The organism is Streptomyces sp. NPDC058289 (genome assembly GCF_042880975.1).
In the GTDB taxonomy this organism is placed as follows: domain Bacteria; phylum Actinomycetota; class Actinomycetes; order Streptomycetales; family Streptomycetaceae; genus Streptomyces; species Streptomyces stoeckheimensis.
Genome location: NZ_JBHVYI010000081.1, coordinates 1 through 16,239, shown reverse-complemented (window position 1 = coordinate 16,239; position 16,239 = coordinate 1). Strand labels below are relative to the sequence as shown.

Genomic DNA, 16,239 nt, shown 5'->3' with positions numbered 1-16,239 from the left:
GAATTTTTGACTCACGTTCGTACGTACTATTACCGGCCACGCCAGATCGGCCGCCGAGCCTGTACGGGGGAAGCACATGCGTCACTTCGGGCATATTTCGCCCACCGTCCGCAAGGACCTCTTCCACCAGGAGCCGACAGAGTTCACCGCCGCCTCTCCCGCCACCACGCTCGCGGCCGCGCTGGGAGCCACGCTCTACAGCCCGGCCACCCGTCCCCAGCTCGCCCGTGACATCCGCAAGCAGGCCGGCCTCGGGGTCGTCTCCATGGTCCTCTGCCTGGAGGATTCCATCAGCGACGCGGACGTCCCGGGGGGCGAGGAGAACCTCGTCCGGCAGTTCGCCGCCCTCCACGAGGACCCGGCGGAGCTCCCGCTGCTCTTCATCCGCGTCCGGGAACCCGAGCAGATCCCCGACCTCGTGCACCGGCTCGGCGGCTCGGCGTCGAGACTGGCCGGATTCGTGCTCCCCAAATTCAGCGAGAGCCGGGGCATCGCCTTCCTCGACGCCGTCGCGCAGGCGGAGACCGCGAGCGGACTGCCCCGGCTGTACGCGATGCCCGTCCTGGAGACCCCCGAGCTGCTCCACCTGGAGACCCGGGTCGAGGCCCTCGCCGGGATCTCCCGCACGGTCAACAAGTACCGCGAGCGCGTCCTGGCGCTCCGCCTCGGCGTGACCGACTTCTGCTCCGCGTACGGGCTGCGCCGCACCCCCGACATGACCGCCTACGACGTCCAGATCGTCGCCGGGGTGATCGCCGACGTGGTCAACGTGCTCAGCCGCGCCGACGGCACCGGCTTCACCGTCACCGGGCCCGTGTGGGAGTACTTCCGCAGCCAGCAGCGCCTCTTCAAGCCGCAGCTGCGCCGCAGCCCCTTCCTGGAGGAGGGCGTCGAGGAGCTGCGCACCGCGCTGATCGAGCACGACCTGGACGGGCTGCTGCGCGAGATCGAGCTCGACCGGGCCAACGGGCTGCTGGGCAAGACCTGCATCCACCCCGCCCACGTCACCCCGGTCCACGCGCTCTCGGTGGTGTCGCACGAGGAGTTCAGCGATGCTCAAGACATCCTGCGCCCCGAGCGCGGGGGCGGCGGAGTGATGCGTTCCGCCTACACGAACAAGATGAACGAGGTGAAGCCCCACCGGGCCTGGGCCGAGCGCACCATGCTGCGCGCCGAGGTCTTCGGTGTGGCGAAGGAGGAGGTCGGCTTCGTCGATCTCCTCACGGCCGGGCTCCAGGTGTGACCGGGCTGTTGACTGCGAAGAAGGGCAAGACGATCGAAGCGGTGTGGTCGGGAACGTGGGTCGCGGACCGGCTGGGCGTGAGCCTGGAGGACGGGACGGGTACCGGGACCGGCGGGCCGGCGCTGGAAGAGCTCCTCGGGCTGGCGCTGCGGCGCAACCCCAAGCGGGCCCACCTGCTCGTGTCGCGGGTGCTGGGCAAGCACGTCCCGCAGTCCCCGGCGGCCGTGTACGCCGCCGGGTACGGGCTCGGCGAGCGGGTCCGGGAGCTGCTGGGCGACGCGGAGGCGGCCTCGGCGGTCGTCCTGGGATACGCGGAGACCGCGACCGGGCTGGGCCACTGCGTGGCCGACGGCCTCGGCAGCGCCCCGTACCTGCACTCCACCCGCCGCCCCGTGCCCGGCGTGGAGGCCGCGGGCGGCTTCGAGGAGGCCCACTCGCACGCCACCTCGCACCTGCTGCTCCCCGAGGACCCGAAGCTGCTGGCGGGCTCGGGCCCGCTGGTCCTCGTCGACGACGAGTTCTCCACCGGCAACACCGTCCTGAACACCATCGCCGACCTCCACGCCCGCCACCCCCGCGGCCACTACGTGGTCGTCGCCCTGGTCGACATGCGCTCCCCGGCCGACCGCGACCGCCTTGTCGCGTTCGCGGAGGAGCTGGGGGCGCGGGTGGACCTCATATCCCTGGCCTCGGGCACGGTCTCCCTCCCGGAGGGTGTGCTGGAGAAGGGCCGGGCACTGGTGGAGCATTACGAGGCCGAGGCCGGGGGTGGGCAAGATCAGCCCCTGCGGCGTTTGAGCAGCGGGGTCCGGGGCGGCGCCCCGGCAGACGACCCGCACCCGATCACCCGCGTGGAACTGGACTGGCCGGCCGGGATACCCGACGGCGGTCGCCACGGATTCACCCCCTCGCACCGCGCAGCCCTGGAGGCGGCGCTGCCCGCCATGGCGGACCGGCTCGAGGCCGCGCTCGGCGCGGCCCCCGCGCGGGTCCTCGTACTCGGCAACGAGGAGCTGATGTACGCCCCGCTGCGCCTCGCGCAGGCCCTGGAGGCGTCCGGCGCGGCGGCCGAGGTCCGCTTCTCCACCACCACCCGCTCGCCGGTGCTCGCCGTGGACGACCCCGGCTACGCCATCCGCACCCGGCTGGTCTTCCCCGCCCACGACGACCCGGCCGACGGCCCGGGAGACCGGTACGCGTACAACGTCGCCGGCACGGCCGGTGCTCGCTTCGACGCCGTGGTCGCCGTCGTGGACTCGGCCGGGGACACCGCAGAGCTCCGTACCGGCCTGCTCGCGGCCCTCGCACCGCACACCGGCCGGGTCCTACTGGCGGTCATACCTTCGTACGTACCCGACCGGCAGGAGCCGATCATGACCGAGCCGCAGGGCGAACCGCTGAGCGAGCAGCTGGGCGAACCACTGCGCGGGCCCGCCTTCTCCTCCTACGCCGCCGAAGACGTCGGCTGGCTGCTCCAGGACCTCTCCGACGTCGAGCTGGAGGCCCCGACCGAGGAGCGCGAGGAGGCCATCCAGGCGGGCGGCGCGCACTACGCGGAATCGCTGCCGGTGGAGTTCCAGCCGTCCCCGGAGTACCAGCAGCTCTACCAGAGCGCGCTGACCGCCTCCGCCGCCCGGATGGCCCGAGCCGTCGGCACCGTCACCGAGACGGTCCTCGCCGAGCGCTCCCATAGCCTTCGGCATGGGAGGGACCCCGGCCCGTCCCCCGTTCTGGTCTCGCTCGCCCGAGCCGGCACCCCCGTGGGCGTGCTGATGCGGCGCTGGGCGCAGGCCCGGCACGGCCTGGACCTGCCGCACTACGCCGTCTCCATCGTGCGCGGCCGCGGCATCGACGCCAACGCGCTGCGCTGGCTGGCCGCCCACCACGATCCGGCCGACGTGGTCTTCGTCGACGGCTGGACCGGCAAGGGCGCGATCACCCGCGAACTGCGCGAGGCCCTGGGTGAGTTCGAGGGCTTCAACCCGGAGATCGTGGTCCTCGCCGACCCCGGCTCGTGCGTGGAGACGTACGGCACGCGCGAGGACTTCCTGATCCCCTCCGCCTGTCTCAATTCGACCGTTTCCGGGCTCGTCTCGCGTACGGTTCTCAGGTCCGACCTGGTCGGGCCCGCCGATTTCCACGGCGCGAAGTTCTACCGCGAGCTCGCCGGGGCCGATGTCTCCGTCGCGTTCGTCGACACCGTCTCCGCGCACTTCGAGGAGGTGGCCGAGGCCGTGGACGCCGAGGTCAAGGAGCTCCTCGCCGCCGACCGCACGCCGACCTGGGTGGGCTGGCGGGCGGTGGAGCGGATCAGCGAGGAGTACGGCATCCACGACGTGAACCTCGTCAAGCCGGGCGTCGGCGAGACCACCCGGGTGCTGCTGCGCCGGGTGCCGTGGAAGATCCTCGCGCAGCGCGGCGCCGGGGCCGACCTTGACCACGTACGACTCCTCGCGGAGCAGCGGGGGGTGCCGGTCGAAGAGGTCGACGGCCTGCCGTACAGCTGCGTAGGACTCATCCATCCCCGCTTCACGCGCGGCGCCACGGGCGCCGACGGAAAGGCTGTGGCCGCCAAGTGACCGTCATCGTAGCCAGTGACCTCGACCGTACGCTCATCTACTCGACGGCCGCGCTCGGCCTGACCATGCCCGACCCGGTGGCCCCCCGGCTGCTGTGCGTGGAGGTGCACGAGAGCAAGCCGCTGTCGTACATGACCGAGACGGCGGCGGGGCTGCTGGCGGAGCTGTCGGCCGACCCGGGAGCGGTGTTCGTCCCGACCACCACCCGGACCCGCAAGCAGTACCAGCGCATCCGCTTCCCCGGCCGGCCGGCGAAGTACGCGATCTGCGCCAACGGCGGCCAGCTGCTGGTGGACGGGATCCCGGACCGGGACTGGCGCCGCCAGGTCGCGGCGCGGCTCGCCGCGGAATCCGTCCCGCTGGAGGAGATGCACGCGCACCTGATGTCCGTGACCGACCCGGCGTGGCTGCGCAAGGCGCGGGTGGCGGAGGACCTGTTCGCGTACCTGGTCGTGGAGCGGGCGCTGGTCCCCGCGGAGTGGATCAAGACGTTGGCGGAATGGTCCGAGGCGCGCGGCTGGACCGTCTCGCTCCAGGGCCGGAAGATCTACGCCGTCCCGCGGCCGCTGACCAAGAGCGCGGCGATGCACGAAGTGGCCCGGCGCACGGAGGCCACGAGCACGCTGGCCGCCGGCGACTCGCTGCTGGACGCGGACCTGCTGCTCGCGGCGGACACGGCCTGGCGGCCGGGCCACGGCGAGCTGGCCGACGCGGGCTGGACGGCGCCGCACGTGACGACGCTGGCCCAGGCGGGCGTGCTGGCCGGTGAGGAGATCGTGCGCGCGTTCACCCGCGAAGTGGCGAGACTGGGCACCCCCGCCGCCTGATCGTGGGCACACTGGGCCCATGACCAAGGGCAACAGCACCAAGATCACAGACGAGCTCTACCAGTACATGCTCGCGCACAACCCCCCGCTGGACGAGGTCCAGCGGGGGCTGGTGGCGACGACGTACGAGGTGTTCCCGGATGCGGCCGGAATGCAGTCGGCGGAGGAGCAGGGGCCGCTGCTCGCCTTCCTGGTCCGGCTGACCGGCGCGCGGCACATCGTGGAGATCGGTACCTTCACCGGCTTCTCCTCCCTGTCGATGGCGCAGGCCATGCCGGCGGACGGACGCCTCATCGCGTGCGACGTCTCGGAGGAGTGGACGGCGTACGCGCGCGAGGCCTGGGCGAAGGCCGGGGTCGCGGACCGCATCGACCTGCGGATCGCGCCCGCGCTGGAGACGCTGCGCGCGATGCCGGCGGAGCCGCACATCGACATGGCGTACATGGACGCGGACAAGCAGAGCCAGATCGCCTACTGGGAGGAGCTCGTACCGCGGCTGCGCCCGGGCGCGCTGCTCGTCACGGACAACACGCTGTACCACGGCGCGGTGCTGGACCCGGCGGCGACCGGTGGGGCGGCGGGGGTCCAGGCCTACAACGACCACGTCGTGGCGGACCCCCGCATGGAGTCGGTGCTGCTGGCGATCTCCGACGGCATCACCCTGTCCCGCAAGCGCTAGCCGCAGCCACCCCCGCCACAGCAGCCTCCGCCGCCGCCTCCCATGGGCGCGGCGGGGGCTGCGCTGCTCCCGCCGACGGCGACGGCGGACAACAGCCTGACGGTATCGGCGTGCCCGGCGGGGCAGTCGGCGGGCGCGGAGGACTCGGCCATGGGCCGGCTGACCTCGAAGGTGTCTTCGCAGGTCCGGCAGCGGAATTCGTAACGGGGCATGCGGTACAGGCTACGCAGTGGTCCCCCCGGCCGGGAAGCGCTGCCGCGCCGCGCTGAGGCGTCGGCCGTCGCGAGTGCGGACGTGGGCGGGGCCGAGGGAGAGAGCGCGTCTTCCTGCCGCTGATGCTGATCGGCGGCATCACGATCGGCGGCGCCCTGTCCTTCCTCTTCCTTCCTCTTCCTGGTGGACAAGGTCGAGCGCATCGAGGGGTAGGCCGTCTCGCGACCGTCGAGCAGGTCCCCGCGCCTACGCCGGCCTGCCGACGGGCCTCGCGCTCGTACGTGCCCGCTGCTCCCGAGCCGCCTGCTCGGGGTGGCGGGCGCGCCAGTACGGGTTGTCGTGCGGCAGGGCGCTGCCCACCCGCCCGTACATCCCGAACCACATGAGCATCACGCCGACCACGAAGCTGAACAGCACGTTGGGGATGTGGAAGGCCAGGAAGTTCATCTTGGTGTCGAGCAGCGCGAGGTTCACGAACCCGCTCGCGATGAACAGCACGCCCAGCACGATGTTGAGCGTCGAGGCGAAGGTGCCGCCGATGACCATCCCGGTGAACAGCAGCAGCCCGATGCAGATCGACAGCACGCTCAGCGCGCCGTTGGTGTTCAGCGCGAGCACGGTGTCCCCGCCGGTGTCGAAGAATCCGATCCGGTCGATGAGCCCGAGGATTCCGAAGGCCACCAGCAGCAGTCCGGTCAGCCCGGCGCCGACCCGGTAGACCTGGCTGAGCCGGTGATCGCCGGGCAGGTGCTCGTCGAGGCGCGCGTTCACGGGACGCATCATGCGCTGCAGGATCCCGGGGGAGTTCCGGGGCGGTGCCGCCGTCGCGTACGGCTCGTGGGCCACGTAGGGCGCGTAGTGCTCGTGGGGCTCGTGGCACCCGTAGAGCGCGTGGGGCGCGTACGACTCCTGCGGCGCGTGGGGCACGGGCGGCGCCTGGGGTGTGCCGGAAGCCCGGGACCAACGGGGTCTGTGCGGCCTGTGCAGTCCGCGAAGTCCGTGGGGCCTGTGCTGTCCGTGAGAAGCGTGGGCGGCCATGGCGCCCTCCTCTGCTCCGTTTCTGGCCCCTCCAGCATCCGCCGGTGCCGCCACCCGGACAAGTCCGGACCGGGAGCCGCTCAGGCGTGGCCGCGCTCGGTCCGGATGTCCGTCACGACCCGCTGCACGGAGGACCGTACGGCCTCCATCTCCTGGAGGAAGGCCCAGTAGTCGGGGTGGCGGTCCTCCAGGGCGGACAGCGCCCGGGCGACCCGGGCCACCGCTTCGTCGAGCGGGCGCGCGTGTCGGGCCTCGGGGACCGTGCGGCCCTCCATCGCCAGGCGCTGCGCGTCCCGGATCGCGAACCGGGTCCGCTGCACCTCCGCCTGCGGGTCCCGTGCCACCGCCTCCAGCCGGGTCAGCCGGTCCTGCGCCGCCGACACCGCCTCGTCGGTGGCGTCCAGCGAAGCCCGCACCGCCTCGACCAGGGCCGCCACGACGGCCCACTGCTGCTGGTCGCGGGCCCGGCCGGCTTCTGCGAGCCGCTCCTCCGCCTGCGCGACGTCCCGTACCGCCTGCTCCGGAACCTGCTGGAGGTCCTGCCAGCAGGCCGCGCTGAAACGCCGGCGCAGCTCGCTGAGCACCGGATCCACCCGGTCCGCCCGGTTGCGCAGGGCCTGCGCCCGGGTCCGCAGGCTCACCAGCCGCCGGTCGATCTCCGCAGCCCGCTCCGGAAGCCGCGCCGCCTCGGCCCGTATCGCCTCGGCATCGCGCAGGATCCGGTCGGCGCGCTGCACGGTCTCCTGCACGCCGTGCTGCGCGGCGCCCTGGTTCAACTTGGTCAGTTCCGGCCCGAGCGCGGCCAGCCGGGCGGCCAGGTCGTCGGCCCGGATCCCCTTGCCGCGCACCTCGTCCAGCGCCGTGCTCGCCGCGAGCAGCGCGGCCCTGGCCCGCTCCCGTGCGGGCGCCACCCGGGCCAGCTGGGTCTCGGCCCGGTCCAGCAGCGGCTGCAGCCCGGCTGCGAACCGGTCGAGCTCGCCCTTGACCCGTACCAGCTCCTCCTTGGCCCGCGTCAGCTCCTCCCGGGCGCGCGTCGCGGCGGACGCCTCCAACTCCACCCGATCGAGATCGTGTGCGTCGACGGCATCGATGTACACGTGGCTGACCTGGTCGATCCGCTGCCCGAGCGCGGCGAACCCCTCACCGACCCGACGCGCCTCCGGGGAGCCGTCCGCGGCCGCGATCGTCTCGATCGAGATCCGCAGATCCCGCTGCGCGGTGTCCAGCTCGTAGAACGCCGCCGCGGCAGCGTCCTTCGCCGCCTGCGCATCCGCCCGCCGACTCTCGTCCCGCCCGCCGCCGAACCACCGCCGGGGTGCCGTCGTCACAGTCGCCTCTCCCGTACCCGGTCCGTCCGCAATTCCCCTGCCCCGGTCCATTCTCCCCCACGGGAACGGGTTTGCGTGGGGGGTGTGCGCTGCATGTAGGCTGTCCACTCATCCACGGGTGCGTAGCTCAGGGGTAGAGCGCTGCTCTTACAAAGCAGATGTCGGCGGTTCGAAACCGTCCGCGCCCACCAGTGAGAAGACCCCCGCCGTTCACGGCGGGGGTCTTTCTGCGTCCGGCTGTGCGGCAGCCGCGACGGACGGTGCCGAGTCTTTTCGGGGTCCCGTCAGTCCGCGCGGGGAGCAACATCGGCTGGGGCCCGGCCAGCCCCTACACCGCCGTGTTGGCGGAGGGGTTGAGCGCTTCTCGGGCCGACTCCACGAAGGCATCGCGGTTGCTCCGCGCCTCTCTTCGGCGCTGGTCCGTCAAGGCCCGATGTTCTGCAATCCGCGCAGGATCACCGGAGTGCACGGCGTCATTCAGCCGACGGGCCGCGCTCCAGAACGCGTTCACCGCCTCGTAGAGCTCCCGTACGGCGACTCCGGCTGCCGGAGGTCCTTCCAGGAGCTGCGAGGCCTGCATCTCACGGTTCAGGCGGGCCTGTGTCCTGGCGGCGACCGTGGTGAACCAGCCCGTCGTTGCGCTGGCCACGACGGCCGAGCCGGCAGCGACCACAGCCGTCCAGATGGCATCCATGGTGCCGAGGGCAGGCGGGGCTCCGTCCGTGGACCGAGCGGTTGCCGTGATTGCTCTTCGACGGCCGGCTGAGTGCCCCATGAGCTCCCGGTGCGTTCCTGTGCGCCCTTCCTGCTCCTTGGCGCTTCCGGCACCGTGCAAGGGGTGCTCACGTCGGGTGGGCGAGGAGGGGGCGAGGTGACGCAACCCAAGTGCGGTGCGGTGACGAAGCGCGGTGGCCGGTGTCGGAACAAGGCGATCGTCGGGAGCGGCCAGTGCGCCAAGCATCAGGGACGCTGGACACGAGGAGGGGCGGCGCAGGGGGAGGTCAAGGAGGCTCAAGCCAAGATGCGGGAGCTTCGGAAGAAGAAGTGGGGCTGGTGGTGAGCGGCCGTTGATGCTCATGGCTGAGGGCGGCGCGGGTGGTGGACACCGGCGGTTCCGGGTGGCCCGTGGAGGCGGCGTGACCTCGGGCCGGCGGCTGCCGCGTGGGGTCGGGCGGGCTTGCACGTAGAGGTCGGCGGTGCGGAACCGTCCGGGCCGGCTAGCGAGAAGCCCCCCGGCTGTTCATGGCGGGGGGGGCTTCTGTGGGGCTGGTCGGGTGGGGAAGTCGAGCGGTGACAGCTTGTTCGTGGGGCGGGATAGTGGAGGTATGTGCCGATCGATCAAGACGTTGCGTCCGCCCGCCATTCCGGAGAAGGCGACCGAGGAGGAGATCCGGGCCGCCGCCCTGCAGTACGTGCGGAAGGTGTCCGGCTTCAGGGCGCCGGCCGCGCACAACCAGGAGGTCTTCGACGCCGCCGTCGACGCGGTCGCGGAGGCGACGCGAGACCTGTTGGAAGGGCTTCACGTCAGGGGGGCGGGAGCGGCCGTGGCCGGGTGAGGTCGGGCGGTCAGGCGGCTGCCGGGACGGCGTTCTCCTCCAGGGGGACCACAGCGACCGGGCAGCCGGTGTGGAGCAGTACCGCGTTGGTGACGGAGCCCAGGCGCGGGGAGAGCGGGCGCTTGCGGTGGCGGCCGATGACGATCAGGTCCGCGGCCCGGGAGGCGGCGACCAGGTGGCCGGCCGCGTCGCCGGGCGCCGACAGCTGCTCGATCTCCACCTCCGGGAACTGCTCGGCGTACGGGCGCAGGTGCGCGGCGGCCAGGGCCGCGACCTCGTGGGCGTTGGCCGTCTCCTCGTGCGCGGCCGTGGCGATGGCGCCGGCGACGGTGAAGGTTCGGCCGGGCCTGGCGTGCGCGACGACGACCTGGAGCCGGGCCCCGCGCCGGGCCGCCTCGCGGAAGGCGAAGGAGGTGGTGCTCGCGTCGGGGACCGCGCTGTTGAGGCCGAGTACGACCTGCCCGTACGGGTCGTGCAGGGGCGGCTCGGCGCGCGGAACGACCACCACGGGGCAGGCGGCCTGGCCGGCGCAGGCGATGCCGTTCGAGCCGAGGAGCAGGCTGGCGAAGCCGCCGCGGCCGCGCGAGCCGAGGACCATCATCTGGGCGTCCTCGCCCAGCCGGGGCAGTACCTGCTCGGGGGCGCCGGGGTGCGAGGCGTACTCGATCGGGGGGAGTCCGGCGCGGCCGTCGAGTGCCTCGCGGACCCGGATCAGTACGGGGTCGTCGTCGAGGCCCGGCTCGGTGAAGGCCCCGGACAGGGCTGCGCCGATGGTGTTCATGTAGAGGCGGGCGTGCACGATGCGCAGCGGGGCTCCGGTCATCAGAGCCTGGGAGACGGCCCATTCCAGGGCCCGGTTTGCGTTCGCGGAACCGTCGACGGCGGCGATCACGGGGCGCGGGCTCTGGTCCATGGCGGGCTCCTTGAGGGGCAGCGGTGCGTGGACTCAGCCTTGCGGGAGGGGGCTCCCGGCGGGAGTGGGGAAAGTCCCGAAGGGGGCGGGACCATCGGCCACTCCCGTCGTGGGGAGGGGAGCACGGGTTCGGGGCGGGTGGGGTTGGTTCGGGTTGGGTTGGGTTGGGTTGCTTGGGTCGGGGTGGCGGGTGGGGCGTCGAGTCGGCTCAGGAGGCGTGGCCCGTGCGGCGGCGCAGGATCCAGACGCCGGCACCCAGCGCACCGGCTACGAGGGCGCCGCCGATGGCGATCTGGCCCGGGCTCATGGAGCCGACGCTGCCGCCGAGTCCGCCGCGGGCGGCGCCCGGGGTGATGTTCAGCGCCACGGTGACGCGCTCGCCGCCGGGGCCGCCGCACTCGAAGGTGACGGGATGTGAGCCGGCGCTGATGTTCCGGGAGGTGGTGGCGGAGCCGAAGAGGTTGGTGGCCTCGGCGTTGCCGGGGGTCAGCCAGACGTCGCCGAAGGCGCGGGAGGTGGCCTTGCCGGTGCGGGTGCCGCAGCCGGTGACGTTGAGGCTGACCCGGCCCCCGGGGGCGACGTTGGTCGGGGAGACGCTGCCGGAGGGCTGGGCCTGGGCGAGGGTCGGCGGCGCGCCTGCGGCGAAGGCGACTGTCGCTGCGGCGACGGCCAGCAGGCGGGGGAGGGGGCGGTACCGGCGGGGGCTGTGGGGGGTGGCGGACATGGAGAGGACTCCTCGGGCTCCGGGAACTGCGCGGCGCGGATTCGGGTGCGCACCGTTCTCTGGACGCTAGGAGCCCGGCGCGGCCGCGGCGATCGCTGCCGGGTGAACGGGTGAGGCACTGCTCCGCCCGGGGGAGGCGGGGCGGGCGTGGGGCGGGGCCGGAGGGAGTGGGGTCAGGCGGTGGGGGTGGGGGTGGGGCGGCGGACTACGAAGGCGGCCAGGGAGCCCGCGGCGAAGAGGGCGATCAGGGAGATCGCGGTGCCGAGCCAGGTGGTGCCCAGCCACTGGGTGCCGAAGTACCCGAGGGCGATGCTGTAGCCGGCCCAGGCGATGGCGGCCAGGACCGACCAGGGCAGGAACTCCCGGACCTTGCGGTGGGTCTTGCCCGCGCCCAGGGAGACCACCGAGCGGCCGGCCGGGGCGAAGCGGGCGATCACCACGAGGGCGCCGCCGCCGCGCGCGAGGGCGGTGCCGAGGCGCTCGTGGGCCCGGGTGAGCCGGCGGGAGCGGGCGATGGCGCGGTCGAGACGGGCCCCGCCCCGGCGGGCCAGCCGGTACGCGGCCATGTCGCCCAGTACCGAGGCGGTGACGGCCGTCACCAGCAGCGCCAGGATGTCCGGCACCTGCGGCTGCACGGGCCCGGGTCCCGCCGCCCCGGCTGCCGCAGCGGCGGCAGCCGCAGCGGTGACCACCAGCACCCCGCTCGGCAGCACCGGCAGGAACACGTCGAGCAGGATGGACAGCGCCACGAGGGCGTAGATCCACGGGCTCGAAGTCAGCGAGCCCAGAGTCTCAAGCAAAACGGGACTCCCCAGTCCGGTTGACGTGCCTCGGCGTGAGGCGCCGCGACGTCGCGGGGAGCGGCAGGGGCGGCTGACAGCGGAACAGCGTACGCCGGGTGTCCACGGACCGGACGCCCGGGGCGGTGCTCCGGCGTGACGGGTCGCCCCGCCGTGCGTCAGCGCGGCGGCGTGAGGTCGCGGTCCAGGACCGTCACCAGGCGGGGGCCCTTGCGGGCTTGGTCCAGGCGCAGCCGCGCGGAGCGCCCCGACAGCGCGAGCGTCATGAGCTGGTTGCCGAAGAACGGGCCGCCCGTACGCCGCCAGCTCAGCGGAGGCCGGCCCGTCCGGCCGTGCCGGGAGAAGCCCCGGCCCAGCCACCGGCCGAGCCGTGACCAGCCCAGCCGGAAGCCCCATTTCACGGCCGTGTGGATGGAGTTGTGGACAGGGGAGCACGTCAGCTGGAACACCTGCGCCGTGCTGGGTATTCGGGGCTCGGCCACATACGCGTGGTGCACGTCTCCCGAGAGCACGCACACCGTCGCCGGCGCCCGGGGGCCCGTGCCCACTTCCTCGATCAGGTCGCTCAGCGCCGCGAACGAGGTCGGGAACGCCGCCCAGTGCTCCAGATCGCTCCGCCGGCGCAGGTTCTCCCCGATCCGGGCCCACCTAGGGCCCCGCTCCCCGCGGCACAGCGCGGCATTCCACACCTCCGCGTCGTGTACGAGCGGCGGCATCAGCCAGGGCAGTGACGAGCCGATGAGGAGGTGGTCGTACCCCCCGTGTCCGGCCAGGACGTTCTCGCGGAGCCACTGCTGTTCCGCCGCGTCGAGCATGGCCCGCCCGTCCTCGGCGAGCACCCGGGCGGCCCGGGTGTCCACCATCAGCAGCCGGGACCGGCCGAAGTCGCGCCGGTAGCTCCAGCGCACCGTGGTCGGGTCGGCGTCCGCCGAGGTGGCGAAGGCCCGTAGCGCGTCGGTGCCGTCGGGGGTCGCCCGGACCGCCTCGAACATGGGGTCGGCCGCCAGCTCGGCGGGGGAGAGGTTGCCCAGGTGCTGGTACACCCAGTACGACATGAGGCCGCTGACCACCCGCTCCTGCCACCACGGGGTGGCGCGCATCTCCGCCAGCCACGCGGCGCTGGTGTTCCAGTCGTCGATGACATCGTGGTCGTCGAACATGTGCAGGCTCGGGACGGTGGAGAGCAGCCAGCGGATCTCCGGATCGAGCCAGGATTCGTAGTAGAGCCGGGTGTACTCCTCGAAGTCCGCGACCTGGGCGCCGGGGGCCTCGCGGAGGTCCCGCCGGGCCGCCAGCCACTGGCGGGTGGAGCGGGAGAGCTGGTCCGCGTACACCTGGTCGCCGAGGAGGAGCAGGACGTCGGGCCGCACCGCCTCCGGGTCGGCGGCCAGATCTGCGGCGAGGGTGTCGAGCGCGTCGGGGCCGTGCGGTCCGCGCCGGTCGGCCGGCGGGGCGGCCTGGCGGCAGGAGCCGAAGGTCAGGCGCAGGTCGGGAGCGGTCGTGGAGCCGGGCCGTCCCGCGGGCGGGGTGGTGATGGTGCTCGCGGGGAACGGGCTGTCGGGCAGCGGCCAGACCCGGAGACCGTCGAGGAGGACCTCGTAGGCCGTGGTGGAGTCCGGGGTGAGTCCGGTGACGGTGATCAGGGCGTAGTGGTGGCCGGCTATCTGGAAGGTGTGGACGCTCCCGCCGGAACCGTCGGCGCACCGCACCTCGGCGGTGCACGGGCGGTCCGCCTCGATCCACAGCGTGGCGGAGTCGCCCGCGTCCCAGTCGACGTGGCGCAGCAGCGGTCCCAGGCGCAATGCCCCCATGTAACTCCCCCTCCTTCATCCGGCGTTGCCGTTCGATCACCGTACGACGGGGAGGGGGTGGTCCACCTCCCCCTGGCGGGGGAAAGATCCTTGGCCAGGGGTGAGGTGGGTGGCGGTGCGCGGGGCCGTGTGGGGGTGTCAGCAGGCGTTGAGGATGTTGACCAGGGCCGTCTTCTCCGTCGAGTCCATGCTCAGGGCCCAGTACTGCTTGACCTCGACCCACATGCGGGCGTACGTGCAGCGGTAGGCGGTGCGCGGCGGCAGCCACTTGCCGGGGTCGAGGTCGCCCTTGGCCTGGTTCACGTTGTCGGTGACCGCGATGAGCTGGGGGCGGCTGAGGTCGTTGGCGAACTGCTGGCGCTTGGCGGTGGTCCAGGAGTTGGCGCCGGAGCGCCAGGCCTCGGCGAGGGGGACCATGTGGTCGATGTCGACGTCGGAGGCGGCGGTCCAGGTGGCGCCGTCGTACTCGGAGTACCAGCTGCCGCTGACGGCCGCGCAGGCGGAGTCCTGGACCACGCCCGAACCGTCGCGCTTGAGGACGGTCTCGCGGGTGTTGCAGGTGCCGGAGACGGTGCTCCAGTGGGGGAAGAGGTCGCGGCTGTAACCGCTGGTGGAGCCTTCGGTCTTCGGGGTGACGGTGGCGAGGTACGAGCGGGCGGCCGCGGCGCTGATGGGGGTGGGAGGGGAGGCGGCGGCGGTGGGGGCGCTGAGGAGGGTGGTCAGGGAGGCTGCCGCGAGTATGGAGGCGAGCGTGCCGAGTCGACGCGCGTAGACGGAGGTCGTGGAAGTCCTGGAGGGCGTGGAGGACATGAGGGCTCCTGGGTGGGGGCAGGGGTGGTGGGCGCCGGAGGTGCTGAGGGTGTGCGGTGCGGGTGGGGGTGTGCGGTGCGGGTAAGGGCGTGCGGTGCGGCGTGGCCATGCTGGCCGCGCCGGGTTTCGGGGGGATGGGCGCGAAGTGACAGTCTGAAGGCATGAGCATGTCATGGCGAGGTTGGTGACGGGCTTATGGGTGGGGGGAGTTGGGGTTACGGGGTGGGTTAGGCGGGAGTGGGGCTAATGTCCCGGGCCTGGTTCGAGCCCTGGGTCCGTTCCTGGGTCCGGTCCTGGGTCTGGTCCTGGGTTCGTTCCTGGGCCTGGTCCTGTGCTCGGCTCGGTGGCGGTGAAGGTGGTGCCGGCAGTGGACATGGCAACGGCGCCGCTCCCGGTCGTTCCGGGGGCGGCGCCGTGATCCGGAATCAGAGTCCGGTGGTGAAAGGGTTGTTGTGGACCGCGTTGGAGTGGTAGGTGGTCCGGTCCTTGCGCAGTTGCTCGGTGCGCTCCAGCTCGACCAGGAGTCCCTCCGTCGTCACTGAGCGGCGGCGGCGTTCCCGGCGCAGCACCTTGGCGATGAGGTACAGCGCCGCGAGCCCCATCAGGCTGAAGAGGACGATCAGTTCGGTCATGCGATTTCCCCCGTGGTCACGCTCTCGGCCTGCGTATTCCGGCGATCCGGTGCGCCACGGTCGACCGTACCTCCCGTTGTCAGACCCGACTGCGAGGCTGAGGTCATGGAGACCACGTTGCAACTGACGATCGACTGCGCCGATCCGCGGGTGATGGTGACGTTCTGGATCGAAGCGCTCGGTTACGTGCCGGAGCCGGCGCCGGACGGGCACGCGACCTGGCGCGCTTACTGGGAGGGCATGGGGGTGCCCGCGGAGGAGCTGCCCGAGGGGGTGGGGGAGTTGCCGGAGTCGATCGTGGATCCGTCCGGGCGGGGGCCCCGGGTGTGGTTCCAGCAGGTTCCGGAGCCCAAGGCCGGCAAGAACCGGGTGCACCTGGATCTGAAGGTCAGCGGTGGGCGCGGCGTTCCGATGGAGCTCCGGACGCGGCGGGTCGACGACACGGTGGAGCGGCTCATCGGCGCGGGGGCGAGTGTGCTGCGCGTGCTGGACGAGTTGGAGACGCATTACGGGGTGGTGATGCAGGACCCCGAGGGGAATGAGTTCTGCGTCGCCTGAGGCTGGGCCTGGGCCTGGGCCTGAGCCGCGCGGGGTGGGGTGGGGCGGTCGGTTGGGTTCGGCTTGGGCGGTCAGGCGTGCCCGATGGGGTGGGGCCGCAGGGTCGGGAGGGGCTCGGCTGGTGGGGCTTGGCCCGGCGGGTGGGTCGGGTGCGCCGGCTGGGGTTGGGCTGCTCGAGCAGGCCGCTTGGGTCGGTTGCTGGGGCCGGTGCGTGTCGGGCTCTTGAGGTCCGGCCGGCGTGGGGCGGGCAGGGCGAGCCTGGCCGCTCGGGCCTGGTGGCCCCCACCTGACTCTGGGGCGGGCAGGTCCGCAAGGCGGGGGGCGGGACTCGGCCGGGTGGGCCCGGTCTGCTTCTGGGTGAGCCCGGAGGGGGGTGGGGCTTGGCTGGTGGGCGAGCCCGAAAGGCGGGGTGGGGCTTGGCTGGTGGGTGAGCCCGGAGGGTGGGGGCGGGGCTTGGCCGGTGGGCCCGGTGGGCCCCGGTGCGCCGGGTGGATCTGGCCCGCCCCGCCGCGTCGCTTGGTGTGCGTC

General features: G+C 72.9%; 16 protein-coding genes and 1 tRNA gene. 7 read left to right on the top strand and 10 right to left on the bottom strand.

The features are described 5' to 3' along the window. Positions 1-76: 76 nt before the first annotated feature. From ACFVX6_RS31375 to ACFVX6_RS31360, 4 genes are read left to right on the top strand one after another with little or no spacing between them, the layout of a single operon-like run. Complete coding sequence (locus tag ACFVX6_RS31375) at positions 77-1,243, top strand: HpcH/HpaI aldolase/citrate lyase family protein (protein ID WP_389697200.1); 1,167 nt, start codon at positions 77-79, stop codon at positions 1,241-1,243. 32 nt (positions 1,244-1,275) lie between these two features. After that, positions 1,276-3,822, top strand: coding sequence for a phosphoribosyltransferase (locus ACFVX6_RS31370; RefSeq protein ID WP_389697230.1), 2,547 nt, complete (start codon positions 1,276-1,278; stop codon positions 3,820-3,822). Further along, positions 3,819-4,649, top strand: coding sequence for an HAD family hydrolase (locus ACFVX6_RS31365; protein WP_389697198.1), 831 nt, complete (start codon positions 3,819-3,821; stop codon positions 4,647-4,649). The genes ACFVX6_RS31370 and ACFVX6_RS31365 overlap by 4 nt, the downstream gene beginning before the upstream one ends. Before the next feature lie 19 nt (positions 4,650-4,668). Further along, the gene (locus tag ACFVX6_RS31360; RefSeq protein WP_389697196.1) at positions 4,669-5,328 is read left to right on the top strand and encodes an O-methyltransferase; all 660 of its coding nucleotides are present in this window, start codon (positions 4,669-4,671) and stop codon (positions 5,326-5,328) included. On the opposite strand, the gene ACFVX6_RS31355 is transcribed toward ACFVX6_RS31360, so the two are convergent. The 3 genes from ACFVX6_RS31355 to ACFVX6_RS31345 form a co-directional block, all read right to left on the bottom strand. Continuing rightward, the gene (locus tag ACFVX6_RS31355) at positions 5,325-5,540 is read right to left on the bottom strand and encodes a zinc ribbon domain-containing protein (protein WP_389697194.1); all 216 of its coding nucleotides are present in this window, start codon (positions 5,538-5,540) and stop codon (positions 5,325-5,327) included. The genes ACFVX6_RS31360 and ACFVX6_RS31355 overlap by 4 nt on opposite strands. A gap of 247 nt (positions 5,541-5,787) precedes the next feature. Beyond that, positions 5,788-6,324 carry a DUF4383 domain-containing protein gene (locus ACFVX6_RS31350; RefSeq protein ID WP_389697229.1) on the bottom strand — a complete coding sequence of 179 codons (537 nt, stop codon included), beginning with the start codon at positions 6,322-6,324 and terminating at the stop codon, positions 5,788-5,790. A gap of 335 nt (positions 6,325-6,659) precedes the next feature. Beyond that, positions 6,660-7,907 carry a hypothetical protein gene (locus ACFVX6_RS31345; RefSeq protein WP_389697192.1) on the bottom strand — a complete coding sequence of 416 codons (1,248 nt, stop codon included), beginning with the start codon at positions 7,905-7,907 and terminating at the stop codon, positions 6,660-6,662. A 116-nt stretch (positions 7,908-8,023) separates the two neighbouring features. On the opposite strand from ACFVX6_RS31345, the gene ACFVX6_RS31340 reads away from it, so the two are divergent. Beyond that, positions 8,024-8,098, top strand: a tRNA-Val gene (locus ACFVX6_RS31340). A gap of 137 nt (positions 8,099-8,235) precedes the next feature. Here the strand turns inward: ACFVX6_RS31340 and ACFVX6_RS31335 are convergent. Further along, positions 8,236-8,601 carry a hypothetical protein gene (locus ACFVX6_RS31335; protein ID WP_389697190.1) on the bottom strand — a complete coding sequence of 122 codons (366 nt, stop codon included), beginning with the start codon at positions 8,599-8,601 and terminating at the stop codon, positions 8,236-8,238. Positions 8,602-9,232: 631 nt separating this feature from the next. Here ACFVX6_RS31335 and ACFVX6_RS31330 point away from each other — a divergent pair. Beyond that, positions 9,233-9,463 carry a DUF2277 domain-containing protein gene (locus tag ACFVX6_RS31330; RefSeq protein WP_382758723.1) on the top strand — a complete coding sequence of 77 codons (231 nt, stop codon included), beginning with the start codon at positions 9,233-9,235 and terminating at the stop codon, positions 9,461-9,463. 10 nt (positions 9,464-9,473) lie between these two features. Here ACFVX6_RS31330 and ACFVX6_RS31325 read toward each other — a convergent pair whose 3' ends face one another. The 6 genes from ACFVX6_RS31325 to ACFVX6_RS31300 all read right to left on the bottom strand — a co-directional run bounded on the left by ACFVX6_RS31325 (position 9,474) and on the right by ACFVX6_RS31300 (position 15,153). Beyond that, on the bottom strand, positions 9,474-10,376 hold the full coding sequence (locus tag ACFVX6_RS31325; RefSeq protein ID WP_389697188.1) for a universal stress protein: 903 nt from the start codon (positions 10,374-10,376) through the stop codon (positions 9,474-9,476). A 208-nt stretch (positions 10,377-10,584) separates the two neighbouring features. Beyond that, a complete protein-coding gene (locus ACFVX6_RS31320) occupies positions 10,585-11,100 on the bottom strand; it encodes a hypothetical protein (RefSeq protein WP_389697186.1) in 516 nt (171 codons plus the stop codon). A gap of 173 nt (positions 11,101-11,273) precedes the next feature. Further along, the gene (locus ACFVX6_RS31315; RefSeq protein WP_389697184.1) at positions 11,274-11,900 is read right to left on the bottom strand and encodes a DedA family protein; all 627 of its coding nucleotides are present in this window, start codon (positions 11,898-11,900) and stop codon (positions 11,274-11,276) included. Positions 11,901-12,058: 158 nt separating this feature from the next. Then, positions 12,059-13,711 (bottom strand): alkaline phosphatase D family protein, encoded by a 1,653-nt coding sequence (locus ACFVX6_RS31310; protein WP_389697182.1) that lies wholly within the window; start codon positions 13,709-13,711, stop codon positions 12,059-12,061. A 138-nt stretch (positions 13,712-13,849) separates the two neighbouring features. Continuing rightward, positions 13,850-14,521, bottom strand: coding sequence for an HNH endonuclease family protein (locus ACFVX6_RS31305; protein WP_389697180.1), 672 nt, complete (start codon positions 14,519-14,521; stop codon positions 13,850-13,852). Between the two features lie 425 nt (positions 14,522-14,946). Then, positions 14,947-15,153 (bottom strand): hypothetical protein, encoded by a 207-nt coding sequence (locus ACFVX6_RS31300; protein WP_389697178.1) that lies wholly within the window; start codon positions 15,151-15,153, stop codon positions 14,947-14,949. A 105-nt stretch (positions 15,154-15,258) separates the two neighbouring features. Between ACFVX6_RS31300 and ACFVX6_RS31295 the strand changes: the two genes are divergently transcribed. After that, a complete protein-coding gene (locus tag ACFVX6_RS31295) occupies positions 15,259-15,711 on the top strand; it encodes a VOC family protein (RefSeq protein ID WP_389697176.1) in 453 nt (150 codons plus the stop codon). Positions 15,712-16,239 lie beyond the last annotated feature (528 nt).

What these genes read in the sequence shown, in the direction of transcription:
- ACFVX6_RS31360 (WP_389697196.1), top strand. Translation starts at nt 4,669, where the DNA reads ATGACCAAGGGCAACAGCACCAAGATCACAGACGAGCTCTACCAGTAC.
- ACFVX6_RS31305 (WP_389697180.1), bottom strand. Translation starts at nt 14,521, where the DNA reads ATGTCCTCCACGCCCTCCAGGACTTCCACGACCTCCGTCTACGCGCGT.
- ACFVX6_RS31355 (WP_389697194.1), bottom strand. Translation starts at nt 5,540, where the DNA reads ATGCCCCGTTACGAATTCCGCTGCCGGACCTGCGAAGACACCTTCGAG.
- ACFVX6_RS31310 (WP_389697182.1), bottom strand. Translation starts at nt 13,711, where the DNA reads ATGGGGGCATTGCGCCTGGGACCGCTGCTGCGCCACGTCGACTGGGAC.
- ACFVX6_RS31325 (WP_389697188.1), bottom strand. Translation starts at nt 10,376, where the DNA reads ATGGACCAGAGCCCGCGCCCCGTGATCGCCGCCGTCGACGGTTCCGCG.
- ACFVX6_RS31320 (WP_389697186.1), bottom strand. Translation starts at nt 11,100, where the DNA reads ATGTCCGCCACCCCCCACAGCCCCCGCCGGTACCGCCCCCTCCCCCGC.
- ACFVX6_RS31295 (WP_389697176.1), top strand. Translation starts at nt 15,259, where the DNA reads ATGGAGACCACGTTGCAACTGACGATCGACTGCGCCGATCCGCGGGTG.
- ACFVX6_RS31330 (WP_382758723.1), top strand. Translation starts at nt 9,233, where the DNA reads ATGTGCCGATCGATCAAGACGTTGCGTCCGCCCGCCATTCCGGAGAAG.
- ACFVX6_RS31375 (WP_389697200.1), top strand. Translation starts at nt 77, where the DNA reads ATGCGTCACTTCGGGCATATTTCGCCCACCGTCCGCAAGGACCTCTTC.
- ACFVX6_RS31300 (WP_389697178.1), bottom strand. Translation starts at nt 15,153, where the DNA reads ATGACCGAACTGATCGTCCTCTTCAGCCTGATGGGGCTCGCGGCGCTG.
- ACFVX6_RS31335 (WP_389697190.1), bottom strand. Translation starts at nt 8,601, where the DNA reads ATGGATGCCATCTGGACGGCTGTGGTCGCTGCCGGCTCGGCCGTCGTG.
- ACFVX6_RS31350 (WP_389697229.1), bottom strand. Translation starts at nt 6,324, where the DNA reads ATGATGCGTCCCGTGAACGCGCGCCTCGACGAGCACCTGCCCGGCGAT.